This window comes from Streptomyces sp. NBC_00028 (assembly GCF_045041065.1).
Lineage (GTDB): Bacteria > Actinomycetota > Actinomycetes > Streptomycetales > Streptomycetaceae > Streptomyces.
This window is the reverse complement of record NZ_CP108293.1, coordinates 1964252-1983352: the sequence shown is the minus strand read 5'-3', so window position 1 is coordinate 1983352 and position 19101 is coordinate 1964252. Positions and strand designations below refer to the sequence as shown.

Genomic DNA, 19101 nt, shown 5'->3' with positions numbered 1-19101 from the left:
GATGGACACCCTCGACGTACGCGGCCTGACCGTACGCTTCGCGGGCCTCACCGCCCTCGACGACGTCTCCTTCACCGTCCGCCCCGGCACCGTCCACGCCCTCATCGGCCCCAACGGGGCAGGAAAATCCACCTGCTTCAACGTCCTGTCCGGCGTCTACCGCGCCACCTCCGGCAGCGTCCGCTTCGGCGACCACGAACTCACCGGCATGCCTCCGCACCGCATCGCCGCCCTCGGGATCGCCCGCATCTTCCAGAACCTCGCCCTGCCACCCCGCGCCACGGTCGAGGACGCCCTGCTCCTCGGCCGCCACCGGCTCACCCGAACCGGCTTCGTGGCGGCCGGACTTCACCTGCCCTCGGCCGCCCGCGAGGAACGCGCCCACCGTGAACGCGTCCGCGAGATAGCCGAGTTCGTCGGCATCGCCGACTGTCTGACCCGCCCGGCGGGCTCCCTGCCCTACGGGCGGCAGAAGCTCGCCGAACTCGCCCGCGCGCTGTGCATGGAGCCGCGCCTGCTGCTCCTCGACGAACCCGTCGCCGGGATGACCGCCGACGAACGCCGCCGAACGGCCGCCGTGATCGCGGGCGTCCGCGACGGCCTCGGCATCTCGATCGTCCTGGTGGAACACGACATGGGGGTGGTGATGCGGCTCGCGGACGCGGTGACCGTACTGGACTTCGGGCGCCGGATCGCCGACGGCGCCCCCGCCGACGTACAGAACGACCCGGCCGTCGTACAGGCCTACCTGGGGGCCGGATCATGAGCACCTTCGCTGAAATCCTGCTGAACGGCGTTTCGTTGGGGTCGGTGTACGCGCTGATCGCCCTCGGCTTCGTGGTCATCTTCCGCGCCACCGAGGTCGTCAACTTCGCCCACGCGTCCCTGCTGTTGGCGGGCGGCTATCTCACCGCGACCCTCCATGACGACCTGGGCTTCTGGCCCGCGCTGCTGGTCGGGATCGCGGGCGCGGCGTGTGTCGGGGCGGCCGTGGAGTTCCTGGTCATGCGCCGCTACCGGGGCTCCGACCACAGCGTCCTCGCCATCGTCACCATCGGCGTCGACATCCTGCTGACCACCGAACTGACCCGACGTATGGGCACGGACGTCCTGGCGCTCGGCGACCCGTGGGGCGACGCGGTGCTCAAGGTCGGGCCGATCTCCCTCGCCCACACCCGGATCGCCGCGTTCGTGGCCGCGGCGCTCCTCATCACCGCGTTCCTGCTGGTCTTCCGGTACACGTCCTGGGGCGTGGCGATGCGGGCGGCGGCGGAGAGCGCTGAGACGGCCGCGCTGATGGGCGTACGGCTGGGCAGGGTGTCGCTGGGCGCCTGGGCCGTGGCCGGGGGCCTGGCCGCCGTAGCGGCGCTGTTCCTGACCGTCTTCCCGACGCCGGGCCTGGAACGGGCCACCTCGCTGGCCGCGCTGAAGGCGTTCCCGGCGGCCATCCTCGGCGGCCTCGACTCCACGACCGGCGCCCTGGTGGGCGGGCTGCTCGTCGGCGTCACGGAGTCGCTGGCGACCGGCTACCAGAGCGATCTGACCTTCCTGGGACGGGGGTTGGGTGACCTCGCCCCCTACCTGGTCATGGTCGCGATCCTGCTCGTCCGGCCCGCCGGGCTGTTCGGCACGAAGGAGCTCGCCCGTGTCTGAAGCCCTGGTGAGACCGCTCCGGTTCCTCGGCGCGCGGACGTACCTGTGGACCGCCGCGACCGTCCTCCTCCTCGCCCTGCCCTTCTACCTCGACCGCTTCTGGCTCCAGGCCGGCCTCTTCGCCATGGCCGCCGCCATCGGCGCGATCGGCATCAACCTCCTCACCGGCGCCACCGGCCAGCTCTCCATGGGCCACGCCTTCTTCCTCGCCGTCGGCGCCTACGGCTACTGCGTCTTCGCCGCCGACGGCGACGACGGGCTGACCGGCCTCGGCCTGCCGACCTGGCTCGCGGCCGTGCTCGCGGTGGGCGTCGCCGGAATCGCGGGCGGGCTCTTCAGCCCCATCTCCGGCCGCCTCAGCGGCGCCTACCTCGGCATCGCCACCCTCGCCCTCGTCTTCATCGGCCAGCACGTGATGTTCAACGCCCACGACCTCACCGGCGGCGCCAACGGCCGTGACGTGCCGCCCCTGAACCTCTTCGGCCTCACCTTCGACGACCGTGAACTCCTTGTCGCCGACGTGCCGTTCGGGTCCGTGGAGAAGCTCTGGTACGCCGGTCTGCTCGCCCTGCTGGCCGGCGCGCTGTTCGCCCGGGGTGTCCTGCGCGGCCGTCCGGGCCGGGCCATGAACGCCCTGCGCGACCATCGCATCGCGGCCGGGGTGATCGGGGTGCCGGTGGCCCGCCACCGGGCCGCCGTCTTCGTGCTGTCGTCGATGTACGCGGGCCTGGCGGGCGTTGTCCTCGCCCTGGTCTTCCAGCGGACCGTGCCGGACTACTTCGGCATCACCCTGTCCCTCGAATACCTCGCCATGATCGTCGTCGGCGGGCTCGGCTCGGTCTCCGGCGCGATCGCCGGGGCCGTGTTCGTCACCCTGCTCCCGCAGCTGCTGACCCGCTACAGCGACGCGCTGCCCCTGGTCTCCGCCCCGGGCACGGGCGGGATCGCACCGGGCGAGGCCGCCCGGTATCTCTACGGCGCCGCCGTCGTGCTGGTGGTGCTGTTCCTGCCCGGCGGCCTGGTCAGCGTGGCCGCCCGGCGTCGCGGCTCAACCGATTCCGGGGAGGAACGATGAACAGGACCCACGCGGCCAGAGTCACCGCCGGTGCGCTCGCCGCACTGCTGGTGCTCGCGGGCTGTAGCTCCAAGGCGAAGGACGACGACGCGGACAAGCAGTCCGCCGGTGGGATCAAGACCGGGGAGGGCATCTCCGGCAAGACCATCAACCTCGGCGTCCTCACCGACATGACCGGCGTCTACGCCACCCTCGGCAAGAGCGTCACCCAGGCCCAGCAGCTGTATGTGAAGCAGCTGAACGCCGCCGGAGGTGTCTGCGGTTACCAGGTGGCCCTCACCATCCGCGACCACGGCTACGACCCGCAGAAGGCCGTCTCCGGCTACACCGAGCTGGAGCCGAAGGTGCTGGGCTTCGCGCAGTTCATCGGCTCCCCGTTCGTCGCCGCGGTCAAGCAGCGCGTCGACGGCCAGGACAAGGGCCTGGTGCTGCCGCAGGCGTGGTCGGCGGCGCTGCTCGGCAGCCCGTACATCCGTGTCATCGGCTCGACGTACGACATCGAGACCATCAACGCCGTCGACTTCCTGCTCCAGGAGAAGGGGATCAAGAAGGGCGACAAGATCGGCCACGTCTACTTCGAGGGCGACTACGGTGAGAGCGCGCTGGTCGGTTCCCGGTACATGGCGAAGGAGGCAGGGCTGGCCGTCGTCGAGCAGAAGATCAAACCGACCGACAACGACATGACCGCCCAGGTCGCCGCCCTCAAGCAGGCCGGCGTCAAGGCGATCGTCCTGAGCGCCGGTCCCCGCCAGGCGGCCTCGCTCGTCGGTGTCGCGGCGGCGAGCGGCTTCGACGTGCCGGTCATCGGCAACAACTCGGCCTTCGCCCCCCAGCTCCTCGCCACCCAGGCGGGTCCGGCCCTGATGAAGAACTACTACGTGGCCTCGCCCTCGCTCCCCATCGGCGCGGACACCCCGGAGGCGAAGAAGCTCGTCGCCGACTACCGGGCTGCGTACCCCAAGGACGCCCTCGACAACGGCATCGTCGCCGGGTGGACCGCCGCGTCCGCCTTCGGCGAGGCCCTGAAGAAGGCCTGCAAGAACAAGGACCTCACCCGCGAGGGCGTCGACCGGGCCCTGCTGACGATCAACGACTTCGACCTCGGCTTCGGCCCCGCCCAGGACTTCACCGACCCCAAGTCCCCGTCCTCCCGGGAGAGCGTGATCCTCCAGCCGGACAAGACGGTCACGGGCGGCATGAAGGTCGTACGGGAGGCGGCGGCGTCCGAGGCGGCGGAGACGTACAGCCCCTGAGAAAAAAACGGAGAGGGCCCGAACCGGAATCGGTTCGGGCCCTCTCTCATGAAGCCGTTACGGCAGCTGTGCCGCGCGTGCCTCGCGACGGTTGTCGCGGAAGTTGTTCACCCGGCGGGCCGTGGCGAACAGCGGGATGACCGCGCCCATGACCAGCTGGAGCGCACAGCCCGTCTGGAGGAGCAGCTGACCGCTCGGGGCGTCGAACGCCCAGCCGGCCAGCAGACCCATCGCCGCGACGATCCAGGCGAGCATCGCGACCGCGAGGCGACCTCGCGGCTTCGGGTACTCGACCCGGCTCACCATCAGCCAGGCGGTGCCCAGGATCGCCAGGAGCGTCGCCACGAAGGGCAGCTCCAGGAGGACGATCGAGACCACCGTCAGCGCGCCGAACGGTGAGGGCATGCCCTGGAACATTCCGTTCGGCGGTGTCACGCACGAGAACCGCGCGAGTCTCAGCACCACGGCCAGGAGCACCACGATCGCCCCGACCGCGGCCACCCGCTGATGCGCGTCGTCCGCGACCATGCCGTAGACGAGGACGAAGTACGCCGGTGCCAGACCGAAGCTGATCAGGTCCGAGAGGTTGTCCAGCTCCGCGCCCATGGGGGAGGAGCGCAGCTTGCGCGCCACCAGGCCGTCGAACAGGTCGAAGACCGCCGCGCAGAGCATCAGGATGACCGCCGTGGCCGCGCTGTGGCGGGCCATGCCGGATTCCTGGCTGCCGGTGAGGTGCGGGATCAGGATGCCGGTGGTGGTGAAGTACACCGCCATGAAGCCGCACGTGGCGTTGCCGAGGGTGAGGGTGTCCGCTATTGAGAGGCGGAGAGAAAGAGGCATCTCCTCCTCGTCGTCCACCTCGTCGGCCTCGGGCACCCAGCCCGCCTGTGTCTCAGGATCAATCACGGTCAATGCGAGTCACCCCAGCCACGGTCTTCTGACCGACCTCGACCGCGACATCCACGCCCTCGGGCAGGTAGATGTCGACGCGCGAACCGAAGCGGATCAGACCGATGCGCTCACCCTGCTCGACCTTCGTGCCCTGCGGGATGTAGGGGACGATGCGACGGGCCACCGCGCCGGCGATCTGGATCATCTCGATGTCACCGAGTTCGGTGTCGAAATGCCAGACTACGCGCTCGTTGTTCTCGCTCTCCTTGTTGAACGCCGGAACGAACCCACCCGGGATGTGCTCGACCGACGTCACCGTGCCCGAGAGGGGCGCGCGGTTGACGTGGACGTTGAGCGGGCTCATGAAGATCGCGACGCGGGTGCGGCCGTCCTTCCACGGCATGATGCTCTGCACCACGCCGTCGGCGGGCGAGATGACCCGGCCCGTGGCGATCTCGCGCTCGGGGTCGCGGAAGAACCACAGCATGCCCGCCGCGAGCGCGGTGGCGGGCACGGCGACGGCCTTGGCGGCGCCGGACCTGCGCGCGCGCACCAGGCTGAGGGCTGCGGTGGCGACGGTCGGGAGAAGCCACGGCGATGCTCCGCGTGCGAGGCGTACGCCGGCGAGGCTGTCGCGAGGTGCAGAGGTTTGGCTGTGGGGCATGGATGACCTTCGTAGCGGATGATGCCGCGCTGTGACGGGGGACGGCGGCTTTCCGGGGATCGTACCGGTCGGTGACCACAACTGGGCAAGCCAGGAAGCGGAGTCGGCGGCCGAAGAGTGTTGACGGGGTGTGACCTTCTTCTCCAAGAAAACACCCCGTATCCGGACATCTAGCCCTGGAATCGATACTCTTCGAGCAGCCTGCGACCGATGATCATTTTCTGGATCTCGGCGGTACCTTCACCGATGAGCAGCATCGGTGCCTCTCGGTAGAGGCGCTCGATCTCGTACTCCTTGGAGAAGCCGTAGCCGCCGTGGATCCGGAAGGCGTCCTCGACGACCTCCTTGCAGTATTCGGAGGCGAGGTACTTCGCCATCCCTGCTTCGAGGTCGTTTCGCTCCCCGGAGTCCTTTTTGCGTGCCGCGTTGACCATCATCGCATGCGCGGCCTCGACCTTGGTAGCCATCTCGGCCAGCTTGAACTGGATCGCCTGGTGCTGGGCGATCGCCTTGCCGAAAGTGTGACGCTGCTGGGCATACGAGACGCCCAGCTCGAACGCACGCTGAGCGACACCGCAGCCACGCGCCGCCACATTGACGCGGCCGACCTCGACGCCGTCCATCATTTGGTAAAAACCTCGGCCGGTCTCGCCGCCGAGCACGCGGTTGGCCGGAATCCGCAGGCCATCCATGATCAGCTCGGTGGTGTCGACGCCCTTGTACCCCATCTTGTCGATCTTCCCGGGGATGGTGAGGCCGGGGCGGACCTCTCCGAAGCCGGGCTCCTTCTCGACGAGGAAGGTCGTCATCGACTTGTGGGGCGCGGTGCCCTCGGGGTGTCCTTCATCACTTCGGACGAGAACGGCGACCAGACTTGACGTTCCGCCGTTCGTCAGCCACATCTTCTGACCGTTCAGGACGTACTCGTCGCCGTCCCTGACCGCCTTGGACGTGATGGCCGACACATCGGAACCCAGCGCCGGCTCCGACATCGAGAACGCGCCACGGATGTCACCGGCCGCCATGCGCGGCAGGAAGTGGTCCTTCTGCTCCTGCGTGCCGTGCTGCTTGAGCATGTAGGCCACGATGAAGTGGGTGTTGATGATGCCGGACACCGACATCCACCCACGGGCGATCTCCTCGACGCACAGCGCGTACGTCAGGAGCGACTCGCCCAGACCGCCGTACTCCTCCGGGATCATGAGCCCGAACAGGCCCAACTCCTTGAGCCCGTCGACGATCGCTTGCGGGTACTCGTCGCGGTGCTCCAGCTCGGTGGCGACCGGGATGATCTCCTTGTCCACGAAGTCGCGGACGGTGGAGAGGATTTCCTGCTGGATGTCCGTCAGACCGGCGGTCTGGGCGAGGCGTGCCATCGGGCTCAGCCCTCCTGAAGTTCCGGGCGGCCGGGCTGCTCGCCGCCGCGCTCCTTGATGTACGTCTCGGTCGGCACCATGACCTTGCGGCGGAACACGCAGACCAGCGTGCCGTCCTGCTTGTAGCCCTTGGTCTCGACGTAGACGATCCCGCGGTCGTTCTTCGACTTCGACGGCCACTTGTCCAGCACGGTCGTCTGGCCGTAGATCGTGTCGCCGTGGAAGGTCGGCGCCACGTGCTTCAGCGACTCGATCTCCAGGTTGGCGATCGCCTTGCCGGAGATGTCCGGGACGGACATGCCGAGCAGCAGGGAGTAGATGTAGTTCCCGACGACGACGTTCTTGCCGAAGTCCGTCGTCTTCTCCGCATAGTTGGTGTCCATGTGGAGCGGGTGGTGGTTCATGGTGAGGAGACAGAACAGGTGGTCGTCGTACTCCGTGACCGTCTTCCCCGGCCAGTGCTTGTACGTCGCCCCGACCTCGAACTCCTCGTAGGTGCGTCCGAACTGCATCGCGCTCAGGCCTCCGGGATCTCGAACTTCGACGTGCGCTGCATGCCCGCCGCACGCCCCTTGCCGGAGATGACCAGCGCCATCTTGCGGCTGGCCTCGTCGATCATCTCGTCGCCGAGCATCGCCGAGCCCTTCTTGCCGCCCGCCTCGGACGTGTAGTAGTCGTACGCGTCCAGGATCAGCTCGGCGTGGTCGAAGTCCTCCTGGGAGGGCGAGAAGATCTCGTTCGACGCCTCGACCTGCCCCGGGTGCAGCACCCACTTGCCGTCGAAGCCGAGGGCGGCGGCGCGCCCCGCGACCTCGCGGTAGCCGTCGATGTTGCGGATCTGCAGGTAGGGGCCGTCGATCGCCTGGAGGTTGTTGGCGCGGGCGGCCATGAGGATCTTCATCAGGATGTAGTGGTAGGCGTCCGCCGGGTAGCCGGGCGGCTGCTCGCCGACGACCAGCGACTTCATGTTGATCGACGCCATGAAGTCGGCCGGGCCGAAGATGATCGTCTCGACGCGCTGGGAGGCCGTCGCGATCTCGTTGACGTTGTTCAGGCCCTGCGCGTTCTCGATCTGCGCCTCGATGCCGATCTTGCCGACCTCGAAGCCCATCGTCTTCTCGATCTGCGTCAGCAGCAGGTCGAGCGCGACGATCTGCTCGGCCGTCTGCACCTTCGGCAGCATGATGCAGTCGAGGTTCTGGCCGGCCCCCTCGACGACGGTCACGACATCGCGGTACGTCCACTCGGTCGTCCAGTCGTTGACCCGCACGACCCGCGTCTTGCCGGTCCAGTCGCCCTCGTTGAGGAACTTGACGATCGTGTGCCGCGCCTCGGGCTTGGCGAGCGGGGCGCACGCGTCCTCCAGGTCCAGGAAGACCTGGTCCGCCGGGAGGCCCTGCGCCTTCTCCAGGAAGCGGGGGTTGCTTCCCGGCACCGCGAGACACGAGCGGCGGGGACGCAGACGGTTGACGGTCATGCGGGGACCTCCAGGGGGTCGAGCTTGTTCGCTTTCCGGATCTCGTCGACGATGCGGCCGATGATTCCGGTGATGTCGAAGTCCTTCGGGGTGAAGACGGCGGCCACTCCGGCGGCCCTGAGCTGCTCGGCGTCTCCATTCGGGATGATGCCACCGGCGATCACCGGGATATCTGTGGCACCGGCCACATGGAGCCGCTCAAGGACGTCCGGCACGAGCTGTGCGTGCGAGCCGGACAGGATGGACAGGCCGACCGCGTGCACGTCCTCCGCGAGCGCCGCGTCCACGATCTGCTCCGGGGTGAGCCGGATGCCCTGGTAGACCACCTCGAACCCGGCGTCACGGGCCCGCACGGCGATCTGCTCGGCACCGTTGGAGTGCCCGTCCAGGCCCGGCTTGCCGACCAGGAACCGGAGCTTGCCGACGCCCAGGTCCTTCGCCGTCAGGTCCACCTTGCGGCGGACGTCCGCCATCGGCGAGCCCTCCTCGGCGGGCACGGCCACCGGCGCGGAGGACACGCCCGTCGGGGCGCGGAACTCGCCGAACACCTCACGCAGGGCCCCGGCCCACTCGCCGGTCGTGACCCCGGCGCGGGCGCACTCCAGGGTGGCCTCCATGAGGTTGCCGGTGCCCTTCGCGGCCTCCTTCAGCTTCTCCAGCGCCTTGCACGGACGCGGGTGGTTGAAGGGCGGCTGGTAGCGGGTGTCCCGCCAGTGCTGGAGGCCGGCGATGACCCGGGCCTCGACCGCCGGGTCGACCGTCTGGATCGCGGTGTCCAGGTCGGCCGTCAGCGGGTTGGGCTCGGTCGTCTCGAAGATGTTGACGCCGATGATCTTCTCCTGGCCGGACTCGATCCGGGCCCGGCGCTCGGCGTGCGAGGAGACCAGCTGCGACTTGAGGTAACCGGACTCGACGGCGGCCATCGCGCCGCCCATCTCCTGGATCCGGTCGATCTCGGCGAGGGACGCCTCGACGAGCTTTGCGACCTTCGCCTCGATGACGTGCGAGCCCTCGAAGATGTCCTCGTACTCCAGCAGGTCGCTCTCGTGCGCCAGCACCTGCTGGATGCGCAGCGACCACTGCTGGTCCCACGGCCGCGGGAGGCCCAGGGCCTCGTTCCAGGCGGGGAGTTGGACGGCACGCGCGCGTGCGTCCTTCGAGAGGGTCACGGCCAGCATCTCGAGCACGATCCGCTGGACGTTGTTCTCCGGCTGCGCCTCGGTCAGCCCCAGGGAGTTGACCTGGACGCCGTACCGGAAGCGGCGCTGCTTGGCGTTCTCGATGCCGTACCGCTCGCGGGTGATCTTGTCCCAGATGCGGCCGAAGGCGCGCATCTTGCACATCTCCTCGATGAAGCGGACGCCCGCGTTCACGAAGAAGGAGATACGGGCGACGACATCACCCTTGCGGTCCTCGGGGATCTGCCCCGACGCGAACACCGCGTCCAGGACGGCGATCGCGGTCGACATCGCGTACGCGATCTCCTGGACCGGCGTGGCCCCCGCCTCCTGCAGGTGGTAGCTGCAGATGTTGATCGGGTTCCACTTGGGGATGTTGTTGACCGTGTAGCAGATCATGTCCGTCGTCAGCCGGAGCGAGGGCCCCGGGGGGAAGACGTGCGTCCCCCGGGACAGGTACTCCTTGACGATGTCGTTCTGGGTCGTGCCCTGGAGCTGGGTGATGTCGGCGCCCTGCTCCTCGGCGACGACCTGGTAGAGCGCCAGCAGCCACATGGCGGTGGCGTTGATCGTCATCGAGGTGTTCATCTGCTCCAGGGGGATGTCCTGGAACAGCCGGCGCATGTCACCGAGGTGCGCCACCGGCACACCGACCCGGCCGACCTCGCCGCGGGCGAGGATGTGGTCGGAGTCGTAGCCGGTCTGCGTCGGCAGGTCGAACGCGACCGACAGGCCGGTCTGGCCCTTGGCGAGGTTGCGCCGGTACAGCTCGTTGGACGCCTCGGCCGTGGAGTGGCCGGCGTACGTGCGCATGAGCCACGGCCGGTCCTTCTCCCGCGTGCCTGCGGCGGGCTGACGCTCAGTCATCTATGACCCCGGGTGTCTCAGATGTTGCGGAAGCGGTTGATGGCGTCGATGTGCTGGGCGCGCATCTCCTCGTCGCGCACGCCGAGGCCTTCCTCGGGGGCCAGGCAGAGCACGCCGACCTTGCCCTGGTGGAGGTTGCGGTGCACGTCGTACGCGGCCTGACCGGTCTCCTCCAGGGAGTAGGTCTTCGACAGCGTCGGGTGGATCTTGCCCTTCGCGATGAGCCGGTTGGCCTCCCAGGCCTCGCGGTAGTTGGCGAAGTGCGAGCCGATGATCCGCTTCAGCGACATCCACAGGTAGCGGTTGTCGTACTCGTGCATGTAGCCCGAGGTCGAGGCGCAGGTGGTGATGGTGCCGCCCTTGCGGGTGACGAACACCGAGGCGCCGAAGGTCTCGCGGCCGGGGTGCTCGAAGACGATGTCGATGTCCTCGCCGCCGGTGAGCTCGCGGATGCGCTTGCCGAAGCGCTTCCACTCCTTCGGGTCCTGGGTCTGCTCGTCCTTCCAGAACTTGTAGCCCTCGGCGTTGCGGTCGATGATCGCGTCGGCGCCCATCGAGCGGCAGATGTCCGCCTTCTGGTCGCTGGAGACGACACAGATCGGGTTGGCGCCGCCGGCCAGCGCGAACTGGGTGGCGTACGAGCCGAGTCCGCCGCTCGCGCCCCAGATCAGGACGTTGTCGCCCTGCTTCATGCCGGCGCCGTTGCGGGAGACCAGCTGGCGGTAGGCGGTGGAGTTGACGAGGCCCGGGGCCGCCGCCTCCTCCCAGGACAGATGACCCGGCTTGGGCATCAGCTGGTTGGACTTCACGAGCGCGATCTCGGCGAGGCCGCCGAAGTTGGTCTCGAAGCCCCAGATGCGCTGCTCGGGGTCGAGCATCGTGTCGTTGTGGCCGTCGGACGACTCCATCTCGACGGACAGACAGTGCGCGACGACCTCGTCACCGGGCTTCCAGGCGTTGACGCCGGGGCCGGTGCGCAGGACGACGCCCGCGAGGTCGGAGCCGATGATGTGGTACGGCAGGTCGTGGCGCTTGGTGAGCTCGCTGAGCCTGCCGTAGCGCTCCAGGAAGCCGAACGTCGACAGGGGCTCGAAGATCGAGGTCCACACCGAGTTGTAGTTGACGCTCGACGCCATGACGGCGACCAGGGCCTCGCCCGGGCCGAGCTCGGGCACGGGAACGTCGTCGAGGTGGATCGACTTGCGCGGGTCCTTGTCGCGGGTCTCCAGGCCCGCGAACATCTCCGTCTCGTCCTTGTGCACGGTGATCGCGCGGTACGACTCGGGGAGCGGCAGGGCGGCGAAGTCGGCCGGCGTCGAGTCCGGCGACTGGATCGCGTCCAGGATGTCCTTCGTGGTCACGGTGTTGCCTCCGGCGATACGCGTCCTGAGGGAGGGACGCTGAGGGTTACGTCGGTTGCCGTCGGTTCGGCGGTCTTGGTGTGCGGCAGCGCTTTGTGGCGCGGAGGTTGCCTGTGACGCAGGCGTCCGGGCGGGCAGGTCGATGACTTGCTGGGACAGCCGGCGTACGCATGGTCTCTGCACGCCGGCCGCCCGGACTCCTTCAACGTATGACACCGCGTGTCACCTGGCAAGGCACTGAGTGCCAGCAACCGCTCTCAGGTGAAATCTTTACGTAACAAATGAGCGATGATCGATCGAACGCGGCTTGAAATCCGCTGGAAAAGGGCCTCTGACATGCCAAAACGGCCACCCCGAAGGGTGGCCGTCATCACACGGTTCTCGTGCGGCTTTCGCGCGTGTGAAGCGCGGTCAGCGGTCCTTGAGCGCCTCTTCGATGGTCCGCATCACCTGGTCGAGGGGGGCGTCGGTGCGGGCGACCGTCACCAGGACCTCGCCGTGCGTGGACACCGTCGCGGCGGACGGCTGGGTCGTGCCCGTGCGCCCGGCGCCGATGCCCGTCCCGAACGTCTTCCCCACGATCGCGAAAGCGTGGTCCAGCTGGGCCTCCACGTCGCCCTGGCCGCCGGCCCGGAGCCAGCGCCGCAGCACATGGTTGTGGGCGGTGACCACGGCCGACGCTGCGACCTCCGCGAGCAGCGGGTCGTCGTTGGCGTCGTCGTCGTGCGCGTGCTCGTCGAAGTGGCCCAGCAGATAGCGGGTGAACAGGCGCTCGTAGCGGGCCACGGACGCGATCTCCGCCTCGCGCAGGGTGGGCACCTCGCGCGTGAGCTTGTAGCGGGCGACCGAGATCTCCGGCCGGGCCGCGTACATCCGCATGACTTCCTTGATGCCGTTGCACACCGTGTCGAGCGGGTGCTCGTGCGGGGGAGCCGCGTTGAGCACGGCCTCGGCGCGGATCAGGGTGTCGTCGTGATCGGGGAAGATCGCCTCTTCCTTGGAGCGGAAGTGGCGGAAGAACGTACGGCGCGCGACTCCGGCCGCGGCCGCGATCTCGTCGACGGTGGTCGCCTCGTACCCCTTGGTGGAGAACAGCTCCATCGCCGCGGCCGCCAGTTCTCGGCGCATCTTGAGCCGCTGGGCGGCCGCGCGACTGCCTGCGGCACTTTCCGGCGCGTCGGGCGTAGCTGGTGTACGTGAGGACCTGGCGGGCTGGGACATGACCCGAACGTACTGCATGTGCCCAGGTTGGCGCTCATGCCCCAGGGACCCCCCGCCCGCCGTGGGCGGGGGGTTTCCAGGGATTCCGTTGGGGTCGAGCAGCCCGCCCCAGTCCTCGTTCGCTCTGAACCAGTCGCCGGACGACTCAGTGGCGGGCATATTCGCGGAAGCCGCGGCCGGTCTTGCGGCCGAGGCAGCCCGCGGCCACCAGGTGCTCCAGGAGCGGGGCCGGGGCCAGGCCCGGGTCCCGGAACTCGCGGTGCAGGACCTTCTCGATGGCCAGCGAGACATCGAGTCCGACGACGTCCAGCAGCTCGAAGGGGCCCATCGGGTAGCCGCCGCCGAGCTTCATCGCGGCGTCGATGTCGTCGAGGGAGGCGTAGTGCTCCTCGACCATCTTGATGGCGTTGTTGAGGTACGGGAAGAGCAGGGCGTTCACGATGAAGCCGGCCCGGTCGCCGCAGTCCACCGCGTGCTTGCGGATCTTGGCGCAGACCTCGCGGACCGTCGCGTGGACGTCCTCGGCGGTCAGCACCGTCCGCACGACCTCGACCAGCTTCATGGCGGGCGCCGGGTTGAAGAAGTGCATGCCGATCACGTCCTGCGGACGCGAGGTGGCGCGGGCGCAGGCGACGACCGGGAGCGAGGAGGTGGTGGTGGCCAGGACCGCGCCCGGCTTGCAGACCTTGTCCAGCGTCTGGAACAGCTGCTGCTTGACCTCCAGGTCCTCGGCGACGGCCTCCAGGGCCAGGTCGACGTCGGCGAAGGCGTCGTAGGAGCCCGCCGGGGTGATCAGGTCCAGGGTCTGCGCGGCGGCCTCGGCGGTCATCCGGCCCTTGTCGACCGAGCGCGAAAGGGACTTGCCGATACGGGCCTTGGCGGCCTGCGCCTTCTCCTCGCTACGGGCGGCGAGGACGACCTGGTACCCGGCCTTGGCGAAGACCTCGGCGATACCGGACGCCATCGTGCCCGAACCGGCGACCCCGACGGAGCGGACCGTACGGCCCTGGACCCGGGAGCCGCCTTCGGCCGGAGTGAGGGCGTCCGGCACGACCGTGGCGCTGCCCGGGGCCTCGTAGGAGTAGAAGCCGCGACCCGACTTGCGGCCCGTCAGGCCCGCCTCGCTGAGCTGCTTGAGGATCGGGGCGGGCGCGTGCAGCCGGTCGTGGGACTCGGAGTACATGGCGTCCAGGACGGTGCGCGCGGTGTCGATGCCGATCAGGTCCAGCAGGGCGAGCGGACCCATCGGCAGTCCGCAGCCGAGCCGCATCGCGGCGTCGATGTCCTCGCGGGAGGCGTACTTCGCCTCGTACATCGCGGCGGCCTGGTTGAGATAGCCGAACAGCAGCCCGTCGGCGACGAATCCGGGCCGGTCGCCGACCGCGACCGGCTCCTTGCCGAGGTCGAGCGCGAGGTCGGTGACCGCGGTGACGGCGCTCGGCGCGGTCAGCACCGAGGAGACCACCTCGACCAGCTTCATCGCGGGCGCCGGGTTGAAGAAGTGCAGGCCGAGCACGCGCTCCGGGCGGGCCGAGTCGGCCGCGAGCCGGGTGACGGACAGGGCGTTGGTGCCGGTCGCCAGGATCGTCTCGGGCCGCACGATGCCGTCGAGTTCGCGGAAGATCTGGTGCTTGATCTCGTACGACTCCGGGACCACCTCGATGACCAGGTCCGCGTCGGCCGCGGTGCGCAGGTCGGTGGAGGTGCGGACCCGGGCGAGGACGTCCGCCCGCTGCTCCTCGGTCAGCCGGCCGCGGGTCACGGCGCGGCCGGTGGAGGTCTCCAGGGCGGCGACGGCCTGGGCGGTCGCGGCCTCGCTGATGTCGATGCCGATGACCGTACGGCCGGCCTTGGCGAGGACCTCGGCGATGCCGGTGCCCATGGTGCCGAGGCCGACGACGGCGACGGTCTGGATCGGGGACAGAGAGGTGTCGGACAGGGGAGCGGCCATCGCGGGACTCCAGGAATGAGGGTGACGACTGGGAGCGCGACCCGGTACGCCGAAGGGCGCACCGGGTGCGTGGAACATGCGAGATGCGGGTGTTGCCGGGCTGCGAGCGCACACGCCCGGTGGTGCGATGCCGTCGTCGTGGGCGTGCACACGCCCCGAGAACGGTGAAGCCGACCGGCTCTGTCCCAAGCCACGTCGTACTGAAGCACTGGTACCTGAGGTACCGAACCGACTGCTCTCACGGCGGCTGCGTCACCAGGCCACCGCAAGGAGTTCCGCGAGTGGTTACTCGCTCGATTGAGCTTAACCCGCCGGTAACGAGCGCGCCAGCCCCCGGTCTTTGTGATGTACGTCCCTCACGCCCGGCACCCCGCCTAGGCTGCCCTTCATGGACGAAGAGTTGCGATCACTCACGGAGCGCTTACGGCAGGAGTCCGGGGCGTCGGCGGTCTACGAGCGGTTGGTGGAGACGCAGGACCTCGATGAGCTCGCCGGACTGCTGACCGAGCCCGGACAGCCGCTGTGGGCGCGGGAGCTGGCCGCGTTCCGCCTGGGGCTCGCCGGGGACTCCCGTGCCTTCGAGTCGCTCGTCCTGCTGCTCAACCACCGCGACCCGCAGCGCTGCGCCTCCGCCGCCCATGCCCTGGCCCGCCTCGGCGACCCCCGCACCGCGCGCGCGGCGGCGGCCCTGGCGACCAACGAACTGCGGGTCGCCTACGCCCTGCACCCCGTCAGACTCCTCGCCGCACTGCGCGCCCCCGAGTCCGTGCCGGCCCTCATCACCACCCTGGAGCGACGACTGCGCCCGCACGACCCCTACCGGCGCGTGGCACTCGCCTGCGTCGAGGGCCTCGGCACCCTGGGCGACACCCGGGCCCGCCCCGTCCTGAACGAGGCCCTCGCGCATCCGGCGCTCGCGGAGGCCGCGGTCCACGCGCTGGCGCGGATTCCCTAGCCGGCGATGAGGTCCTTGACGTACCGCACCTCGGGCACGGGCACGCCGTCCACCTCGAACGGCTCCTCGGCGCCGTCGGGGTGGAACCCCGCCCGCTCATAAAACGCACGGGCGCGGGTGTTGCCGTCGAGGACCCAGAGGTACATGCACGGGTACCCGGCGCCTGTGCAACGGCGTACCGACTCCTGGAGCAGCGCGTGCCCGATGCCGCCCCCGAAGCACCCGGCGTCGACGTAGATCGCGTACAACTCCGCGTCAGCCGTGCGTACTTCACCGTCCCGGTACGGCCCGTACGCGGCCCACCCCAGAAGCTCGCCGTCCTGTTCCGCGACGAGGTTCATCACGCTGCCGTCGGACTGCCGGAAGCGCTCGCGACGGCGCTCGGCGTCCTCGGCCACGCTGAGCCCGTCCAGATACGGCTGCGGCATCAGCCCCCGATATGCGGTCTGCCAGCCGCGGATACGGATCTCGGCGACGCGCTCGCAGTCGTCGAGCGTCATCTCCCGGACCTCGATCACGGGGCGAGCACCGCGAACGCCTCGATCTCCATCAGGAACTCGGGCCGCACCAGCGCCGCGACCTGGACCGCCGACGCGGCCGGCAACCGGTCGTCGGGTATGTGCGCGGCGCGAGCCGCGCGGATCGCGGGCAGGTGCGCCACGTCCGTGACGAAGTAGGTGAGTTTGACGATGTCGTCGAAGGTCGCGCCCGCGGCGGCCAGACAGCGGCTCAGGTTCTCGAAGACCTGTCGGGCCTGCGTGGCGGCGTCGCCCTCGCCGACGATCTTTCCGTCCTCGTCCAGGGCGAGCTGGCCGGAGACCGCCACGAACGTGCCGGTGCCCATGACCACATGGGAGTACTGCGCGGCGGGCGCGAGCCCGTCGGGGGCGGGAATCCTGGTCAGCTCACTCATGCGTCCATGGTGGACCACGGGTCTGACAACGCCCCCGACGGGCCTCGATCCGAGCCGCTCAGCCGCGGAAGCCGAGCATGCCGTGCAGTGTCGAGCCGCGCGACGCCGACGACGTCGAGCCGAGCGGCTTCGGGTCGGGCAGCGCGTCGCACACCGCGTCGACCTCGCCACCGCTGCGCGGCACCGTGCCGTCGGTCAGATACGCCGCCAGATGCTTGTCCAGGCAGGCGTTCCCGCTGAGCGTGATGCCGTGGTTCCCGCCGCCCTGCTCGACCACCAGGCTGGAGCCGTGCAGCAGACGGTGGACCATCACGCCGCCCTCGTAGGGGGTGGCCGCGTCGTTCGTCGCCTGGAAGAGCAGCACCGGCGGCAGGTCCCCGCCTGCGATGTCCACCGGCTCCAGCGACCCGGTCGGCCAGAACGCGCACGGCGCGTTGTACCAGGCGTTGTTCCAGGTCATGAACGGCGCCTTCTTGTACACCGCCCAGTTGTCGTCACGCCACTGGCTCCAGTCGCGCGGCCAGTCGGCGTCACGGCACTGCACCGAGGTGTAGACGCTGTAGCCGTTGTCGCCCGAGGCGTCCACGGCGGCGAAGTTCTCGTACGCCTCGACCAGCGGGTCGGCGTTCTTGTCGTTCACGTACGCGGCGAACGCCTCCGCCAGGTAGGGCCAGTAGCCGTTGTAGTACCCGCCCGGGATGAAGGTGTCCTCGAACTCCGAGGCGCCGACCTTCCCGCCGGCGGGCTTCTTCGCCAACCGGGCCCGCGCCTTGTACCACTTGGCCTCGATCTTCTCCGGATCGGTGCCGAGCTTGTAGGTCGCGTCGTACTTGGCGACCCATGCCATGAACGCGCGGTGACGGTCGTTGAAGGCGTGGTCCTGGCCGAGGTTGTCGTCGTACCAGACACCGGTCGGGTCGACGATCGAGTCCAGGACCAGACGCCGTACGCGCTCCGGGAAGAGCTTGGCGTAGACCGCGCCCAGATAGGTGCCGTAGGAGTAACCGAAGTAATTGATCTTCTTCGCGCCCAGGGCGGCACGGATCGAGTCCATGTCCCGCACGGCCTGGACCGTGTTGATGTACGGCAGCAGATCGGCGTACTTCTTGCCGCAGGCGGCCGCGAAGGACTTGGCCCGCTGGAGGTTGGCCCGCTCGATCGCGGGCGTGCTCGGCAGGGAGTCGGGGCGTACGGGGTTGAAGTGGCCCGGCTTGCAGTCGAGCGCCGGCTTGCTCTTGCCCACCCCGCGCGGGTCGAAGCCGATGACGTCGTACTGCGCCGCGACCGCCTTGGGCAGTGAGCCGGCGACGAAGCCGGCCAGCGTCAGGCCGCTGCCGCCGGGGCCGCCGGGGTTGACCAGCAGCGGGCCCTGGGACTTCTTCGCGGTGTGCTTCACACGGGACAGCGCGAGCGTGATCTGCCGGCCGTGCGGATCGTCGTGGTCGAGTGGGACCTTGAGGGACGCGCACTGGAGCGTCGGGTAGTTCGTGGTGCCGCAGCTCTTCCAGGTGAGCTTCGCGGCCGGAGCGGTGTCCGCGGTGCGCGGTGCGCTCGCGTCGGCCGGCAGGGCGGTGAAGCTCCCGGTCAGCACGACGGCGGCGCCGCACAGCACGGCTGCGCGTTTTCTCATGGAGTCCTCCCAGGACGGAGGTTGGCGGACCGCGGGTGTCACGGTCCACGCCGCATCGTTCCGGAAAGGACGCTCGGAGGAACGGATTCATCGCTTAATTCACTGCTTCGGCTCCGAAATGGCTGAGCGGCCTCAGCCGAGATACGGACCGTCCCGCCGTTCGAGAGCATGGGTGATTCTCATCCGCGTGGACGGGTGCATACGCAGCGCGCCGAGCTCGCGCAGCGGGACGAAACGGACGGTGCGCGACTCCTCACTGGTGCGCAACCGGCCACCCGTGACCGCTCCGTGGAAGACGAGCGAGCACTCCTGGCTCACCGTTCCGTCGTCGTACGAGGTGACATGCCCGGGGTCGGAGTACAGCCCGACCAGCCCCGTGACGGCGATGTCCAGGCCGGTCTCCTCGTGTACCTCCCGCACCACGGCCTGGGTGAACGACTCACCGACGTCGACCAGCCCGCCCGGCAACGCCCAGTACCCGTCGTCCGACCGTTCGATCAGCAGCAGATCGCCCGGCTCGTCGCGCACCACGGCGCCGACGACCGGCCACAGCCGGTTGGCCGCCGGGGCGTCGGGGTCGTCGAAGTGGTCCTGCTTCACATCGCCTCCTGCGCAGTTCATGGGAAAGAGGTTGCC

18 protein-coding genes are annotated in these 19101 nt (G+C 69.2%); 5 read left to right on the top strand and 13 right to left on the bottom strand.

Annotated features, from left to right (window positions below; genetic code table 11):
• Nucleotide 1: 1 nt before the first annotated feature.
• The 4 genes from OG885_RS08695 to OG885_RS08680 are packed head-to-tail and all read left to right on the top strand — an operon-like array spanning nt 2 to nt 3981.
• Nucleotides 2–766 (top strand): ABC transporter ATP-binding protein, encoded by a 765-nt coding sequence (locus tag OG885_RS08695; RefSeq protein WP_405728554.1) that lies wholly within the window; start codon nt 2–4, stop codon nt 764–766.
• The gene (locus OG885_RS08690) at nt 763–1653 is read left to right on the top strand and encodes a branched-chain amino acid ABC transporter permease (protein WP_405728551.1); all 891 of its coding nucleotides are present in this window, start codon (nt 763–765) and stop codon (nt 1651–1653) included. The genes OG885_RS08695 and OG885_RS08690 overlap by 4 nt, the downstream gene beginning before the upstream one ends.
• Nucleotides 1646–2728, top strand: coding sequence for a branched-chain amino acid ABC transporter permease (locus tag OG885_RS08685; RefSeq protein WP_405728548.1), 1083 nt, complete (start codon nt 1646–1648; stop codon nt 2726–2728). The genes OG885_RS08690 and OG885_RS08685 overlap by 8 nt, the downstream gene beginning before the upstream one ends.
• A complete protein-coding gene (locus tag OG885_RS08680; protein ID WP_405728545.1) occupies nt 2725–3981 on the top strand; it encodes an ABC transporter substrate-binding protein in 1257 nt (418 codons plus the stop codon). Before OG885_RS08685 ends, OG885_RS08680 begins: the two co-directional genes overlap by 4 nt.
• 57 nt (nt 3982–4038) lie before the next feature.
• On the opposite strand, the gene pssA is transcribed toward OG885_RS08680, so the two are convergent.
• The 9 genes from pssA to OG885_RS08635 all read right to left on the bottom strand — a co-directional run bounded on the left by pssA (nt 4039) and on the right by OG885_RS08635 (nt 14967).
• Nucleotides 4039–4857: a CDP-diacylglycerol--serine O-phosphatidyltransferase gene (pssA, locus tag OG885_RS08675; protein ID WP_329332913.1), complete on the bottom strand. Its 819-nt coding sequence runs from the start codon at nt 4855–4857 to the stop codon at nt 4039–4041.
• A gap of 22 nt (nt 4858–4879) precedes the next feature.
• Nucleotides 4880–5536: a phosphatidylserine decarboxylase gene (locus OG885_RS08670; protein WP_399951974.1), complete on the bottom strand. Its 657-nt coding sequence runs from the start codon at nt 5534–5536 to the stop codon at nt 4880–4882.
• Between the two features lie 170 nt (nt 5537–5706).
• Nucleotides 5707–6912, bottom strand: coding sequence for an acyl-CoA dehydrogenase family protein (locus tag OG885_RS08665; protein ID WP_405728542.1), 1206 nt, complete (start codon nt 6910–6912; stop codon nt 5707–5709).
• 5 nt (nt 6913–6917) lie between these two features.
• Nucleotides 6918–7424 carry a MaoC family dehydratase gene (locus OG885_RS08660; RefSeq protein WP_059195327.1) on the bottom strand — a complete coding sequence of 169 codons (507 nt, stop codon included), beginning with the start codon at nt 7422–7424 and terminating at the stop codon, nt 6918–6920.
• 5 nt (nt 7425–7429) lie between these two features.
• Nucleotides 7430–8389 carry an HpcH/HpaI aldolase/citrate lyase family protein gene (locus OG885_RS08655; RefSeq protein WP_399951609.1) on the bottom strand — a complete coding sequence of 320 codons (960 nt, stop codon included), beginning with the start codon at nt 8387–8389 and terminating at the stop codon, nt 7430–7432.
• The gene (locus OG885_RS08650) at nt 8386–10434 is read right to left on the bottom strand and encodes a protein meaA (RefSeq protein ID WP_405728537.1); all 2049 of its coding nucleotides are present in this window, start codon (nt 10432–10434) and stop codon (nt 8386–8388) included. The genes OG885_RS08655 and OG885_RS08650 overlap by 4 nt, the downstream gene beginning before the upstream one ends.
• 17 nt (nt 10435–10451) lie before the next feature.
• Nucleotides 10452–11795 (bottom strand): crotonyl-CoA carboxylase/reductase, encoded by a 1344-nt coding sequence (gene ccrA / locus OG885_RS08645; RefSeq protein ID WP_405728534.1) that lies wholly within the window; start codon nt 11793–11795, stop codon nt 10452–10454.
• Nucleotides 11796–12206: 411 nt separating this feature from the next.
• Nucleotides 12207–13016 (bottom strand): TetR family transcriptional regulator, encoded by an 810-nt coding sequence (locus OG885_RS08640; RefSeq protein WP_405728531.1) that lies wholly within the window; start codon nt 13014–13016, stop codon nt 12207–12209.
• A gap of 145 nt (nt 13017–13161) precedes the next feature.
• Nucleotides 13162–14967: a 3-hydroxyacyl-CoA dehydrogenase family protein gene (locus tag OG885_RS08635; RefSeq protein ID WP_405728528.1), complete on the bottom strand. Its 1806-nt coding sequence runs from the start codon at nt 14965–14967 to the stop codon at nt 13162–13164.
• Between the two features lie 388 nt (nt 14968–15355).
• Between OG885_RS08635 and OG885_RS08630 the strand changes: the two genes are divergently transcribed.
• On the top strand, nt 15356–15922 hold the full coding sequence (locus tag OG885_RS08630; protein WP_405728525.1) for an adenylosuccinate lyase: 567 nt from the start codon (nt 15356–15358) through the stop codon (nt 15920–15922).
• Here OG885_RS08630 and OG885_RS08625 read toward each other — a convergent pair.
• From OG885_RS08625 to OG885_RS08610, 4 genes are all read right to left on the bottom strand, one after another.
• Nucleotides 15919–16422: a GNAT family N-acetyltransferase gene (locus tag OG885_RS08625; RefSeq protein ID WP_405742651.1), complete on the bottom strand. Its 504-nt coding sequence runs from the start codon at nt 16420–16422 to the stop codon at nt 15919–15921. The genes OG885_RS08630 and OG885_RS08625 overlap by 4 nt on opposite strands.
• 14 nt (nt 16423–16436) lie before the next feature.
• Nucleotides 16437–16835, bottom strand: coding sequence for a RidA family protein (locus tag OG885_RS08620; RefSeq protein ID WP_405728522.1), 399 nt, complete (start codon nt 16833–16835; stop codon nt 16437–16439).
• A 58-nt stretch (nt 16836–16893) separates the two neighbouring features.
• Nucleotides 16894–18465, bottom strand: a complete 1572-nt coding sequence (locus OG885_RS08615; RefSeq protein ID WP_405728519.1) for an alpha/beta hydrolase — start codon at nt 18463–18465, stop codon at nt 16894–16896.
• A 132-nt stretch (nt 18466–18597) separates the two neighbouring features.
• The gene (locus OG885_RS08610) at nt 18598–19086 is read right to left on the bottom strand and encodes an NUDIX hydrolase (protein WP_405728516.1); all 489 of its coding nucleotides are present in this window, start codon (nt 19084–19086) and stop codon (nt 18598–18600) included.
• Nucleotides 19087–19101 lie beyond the last annotated feature (15 nt).

Bases quoted from the DNA above. Each gene is read 5' to 3' on its own strand.
- OG885_RS08695 (WP_405728554.1), top strand. From the start codon at position 2: ATGGACACCCTCGACGTACGCGGCCTGACCGTACGCTTCGCGGGCCTC.
- OG885_RS08690 (WP_405728551.1), top strand. From the start codon at position 763: ATGAGCACCTTCGCTGAAATCCTGCTGAACGGCGTTTCGTTGGGGTCG.
- OG885_RS08680 (WP_405728545.1), top strand. From the start codon at position 2,725: ATGAACAGGACCCACGCGGCCAGAGTCACCGCCGGTGCGCTCGCCGCA.
- OG885_RS08670 (WP_399951974.1), bottom strand. From the start codon at position 5,536: ATGCCCCACAGCCAAACCTCTGCACCTCGCGACAGCCTCGCCGGCGTA.
- OG885_RS08665 (WP_405728542.1), bottom strand. From the start codon at position 6,912: ATGGCACGCCTCGCCCAGACCGCCGGTCTGACGGACATCCAGCAGGAA.
- OG885_RS08660 (WP_059195327.1), bottom strand. From the start codon at position 7,424: ATGCAGTTCGGACGCACCTACGAGGAGTTCGAGGTCGGGGCGACGTAC.
- OG885_RS08655 (WP_399951609.1), bottom strand. From the start codon at position 8,389: ATGACCGTCAACCGTCTGCGTCCCCGCCGCTCGTGTCTCGCGGTGCCG.
- OG885_RS08650 (WP_405728537.1), bottom strand. From the start codon at position 10,434: ATGACTGAGCGTCAGCCCGCCGCAGGCACGCGGGAGAAGGACCGGCCG.
- OG885_RS08640 (WP_405728531.1), bottom strand. From the start codon at position 13,016: ATGTCCCAGCCCGCCAGGTCCTCACGTACACCAGCTACGCCCGACGCG.
- OG885_RS08635 (WP_405728528.1), bottom strand. From the start codon at position 14,967: ATGGCCGCTCCCCTGTCCGACACCTCTCTGTCCCCGATCCAGACCGTC.
- OG885_RS08630 (WP_405728525.1), top strand. From the start codon at position 15,356: ATGGACGAAGAGTTGCGATCACTCACGGAGCGCTTACGGCAGGAGTCC.
- OG885_RS08625 (WP_405742651.1), bottom strand. From the start codon at position 16,422: ATGACGCTCGACGACTGCGAGCGCGTCGCCGAGATCCGTATCCGCGGC.
- OG885_RS08620 (WP_405728522.1), bottom strand. From the start codon at position 16,835: ATGAGTGAGCTGACCAGGATTCCCGCCCCCGACGGGCTCGCGCCCGCC.
- OG885_RS08615 (WP_405728519.1), bottom strand. From the start codon at position 18,465: ATGAGAAAACGCGCAGCCGTGCTGTGCGGCGCCGCCGTCGTGCTGACC.
- OG885_RS08610 (WP_405728516.1), bottom strand. From the start codon at position 19,086: ATGAACTGCGCAGGAGGCGATGTGAAGCAGGACCACTTCGACGACCCC.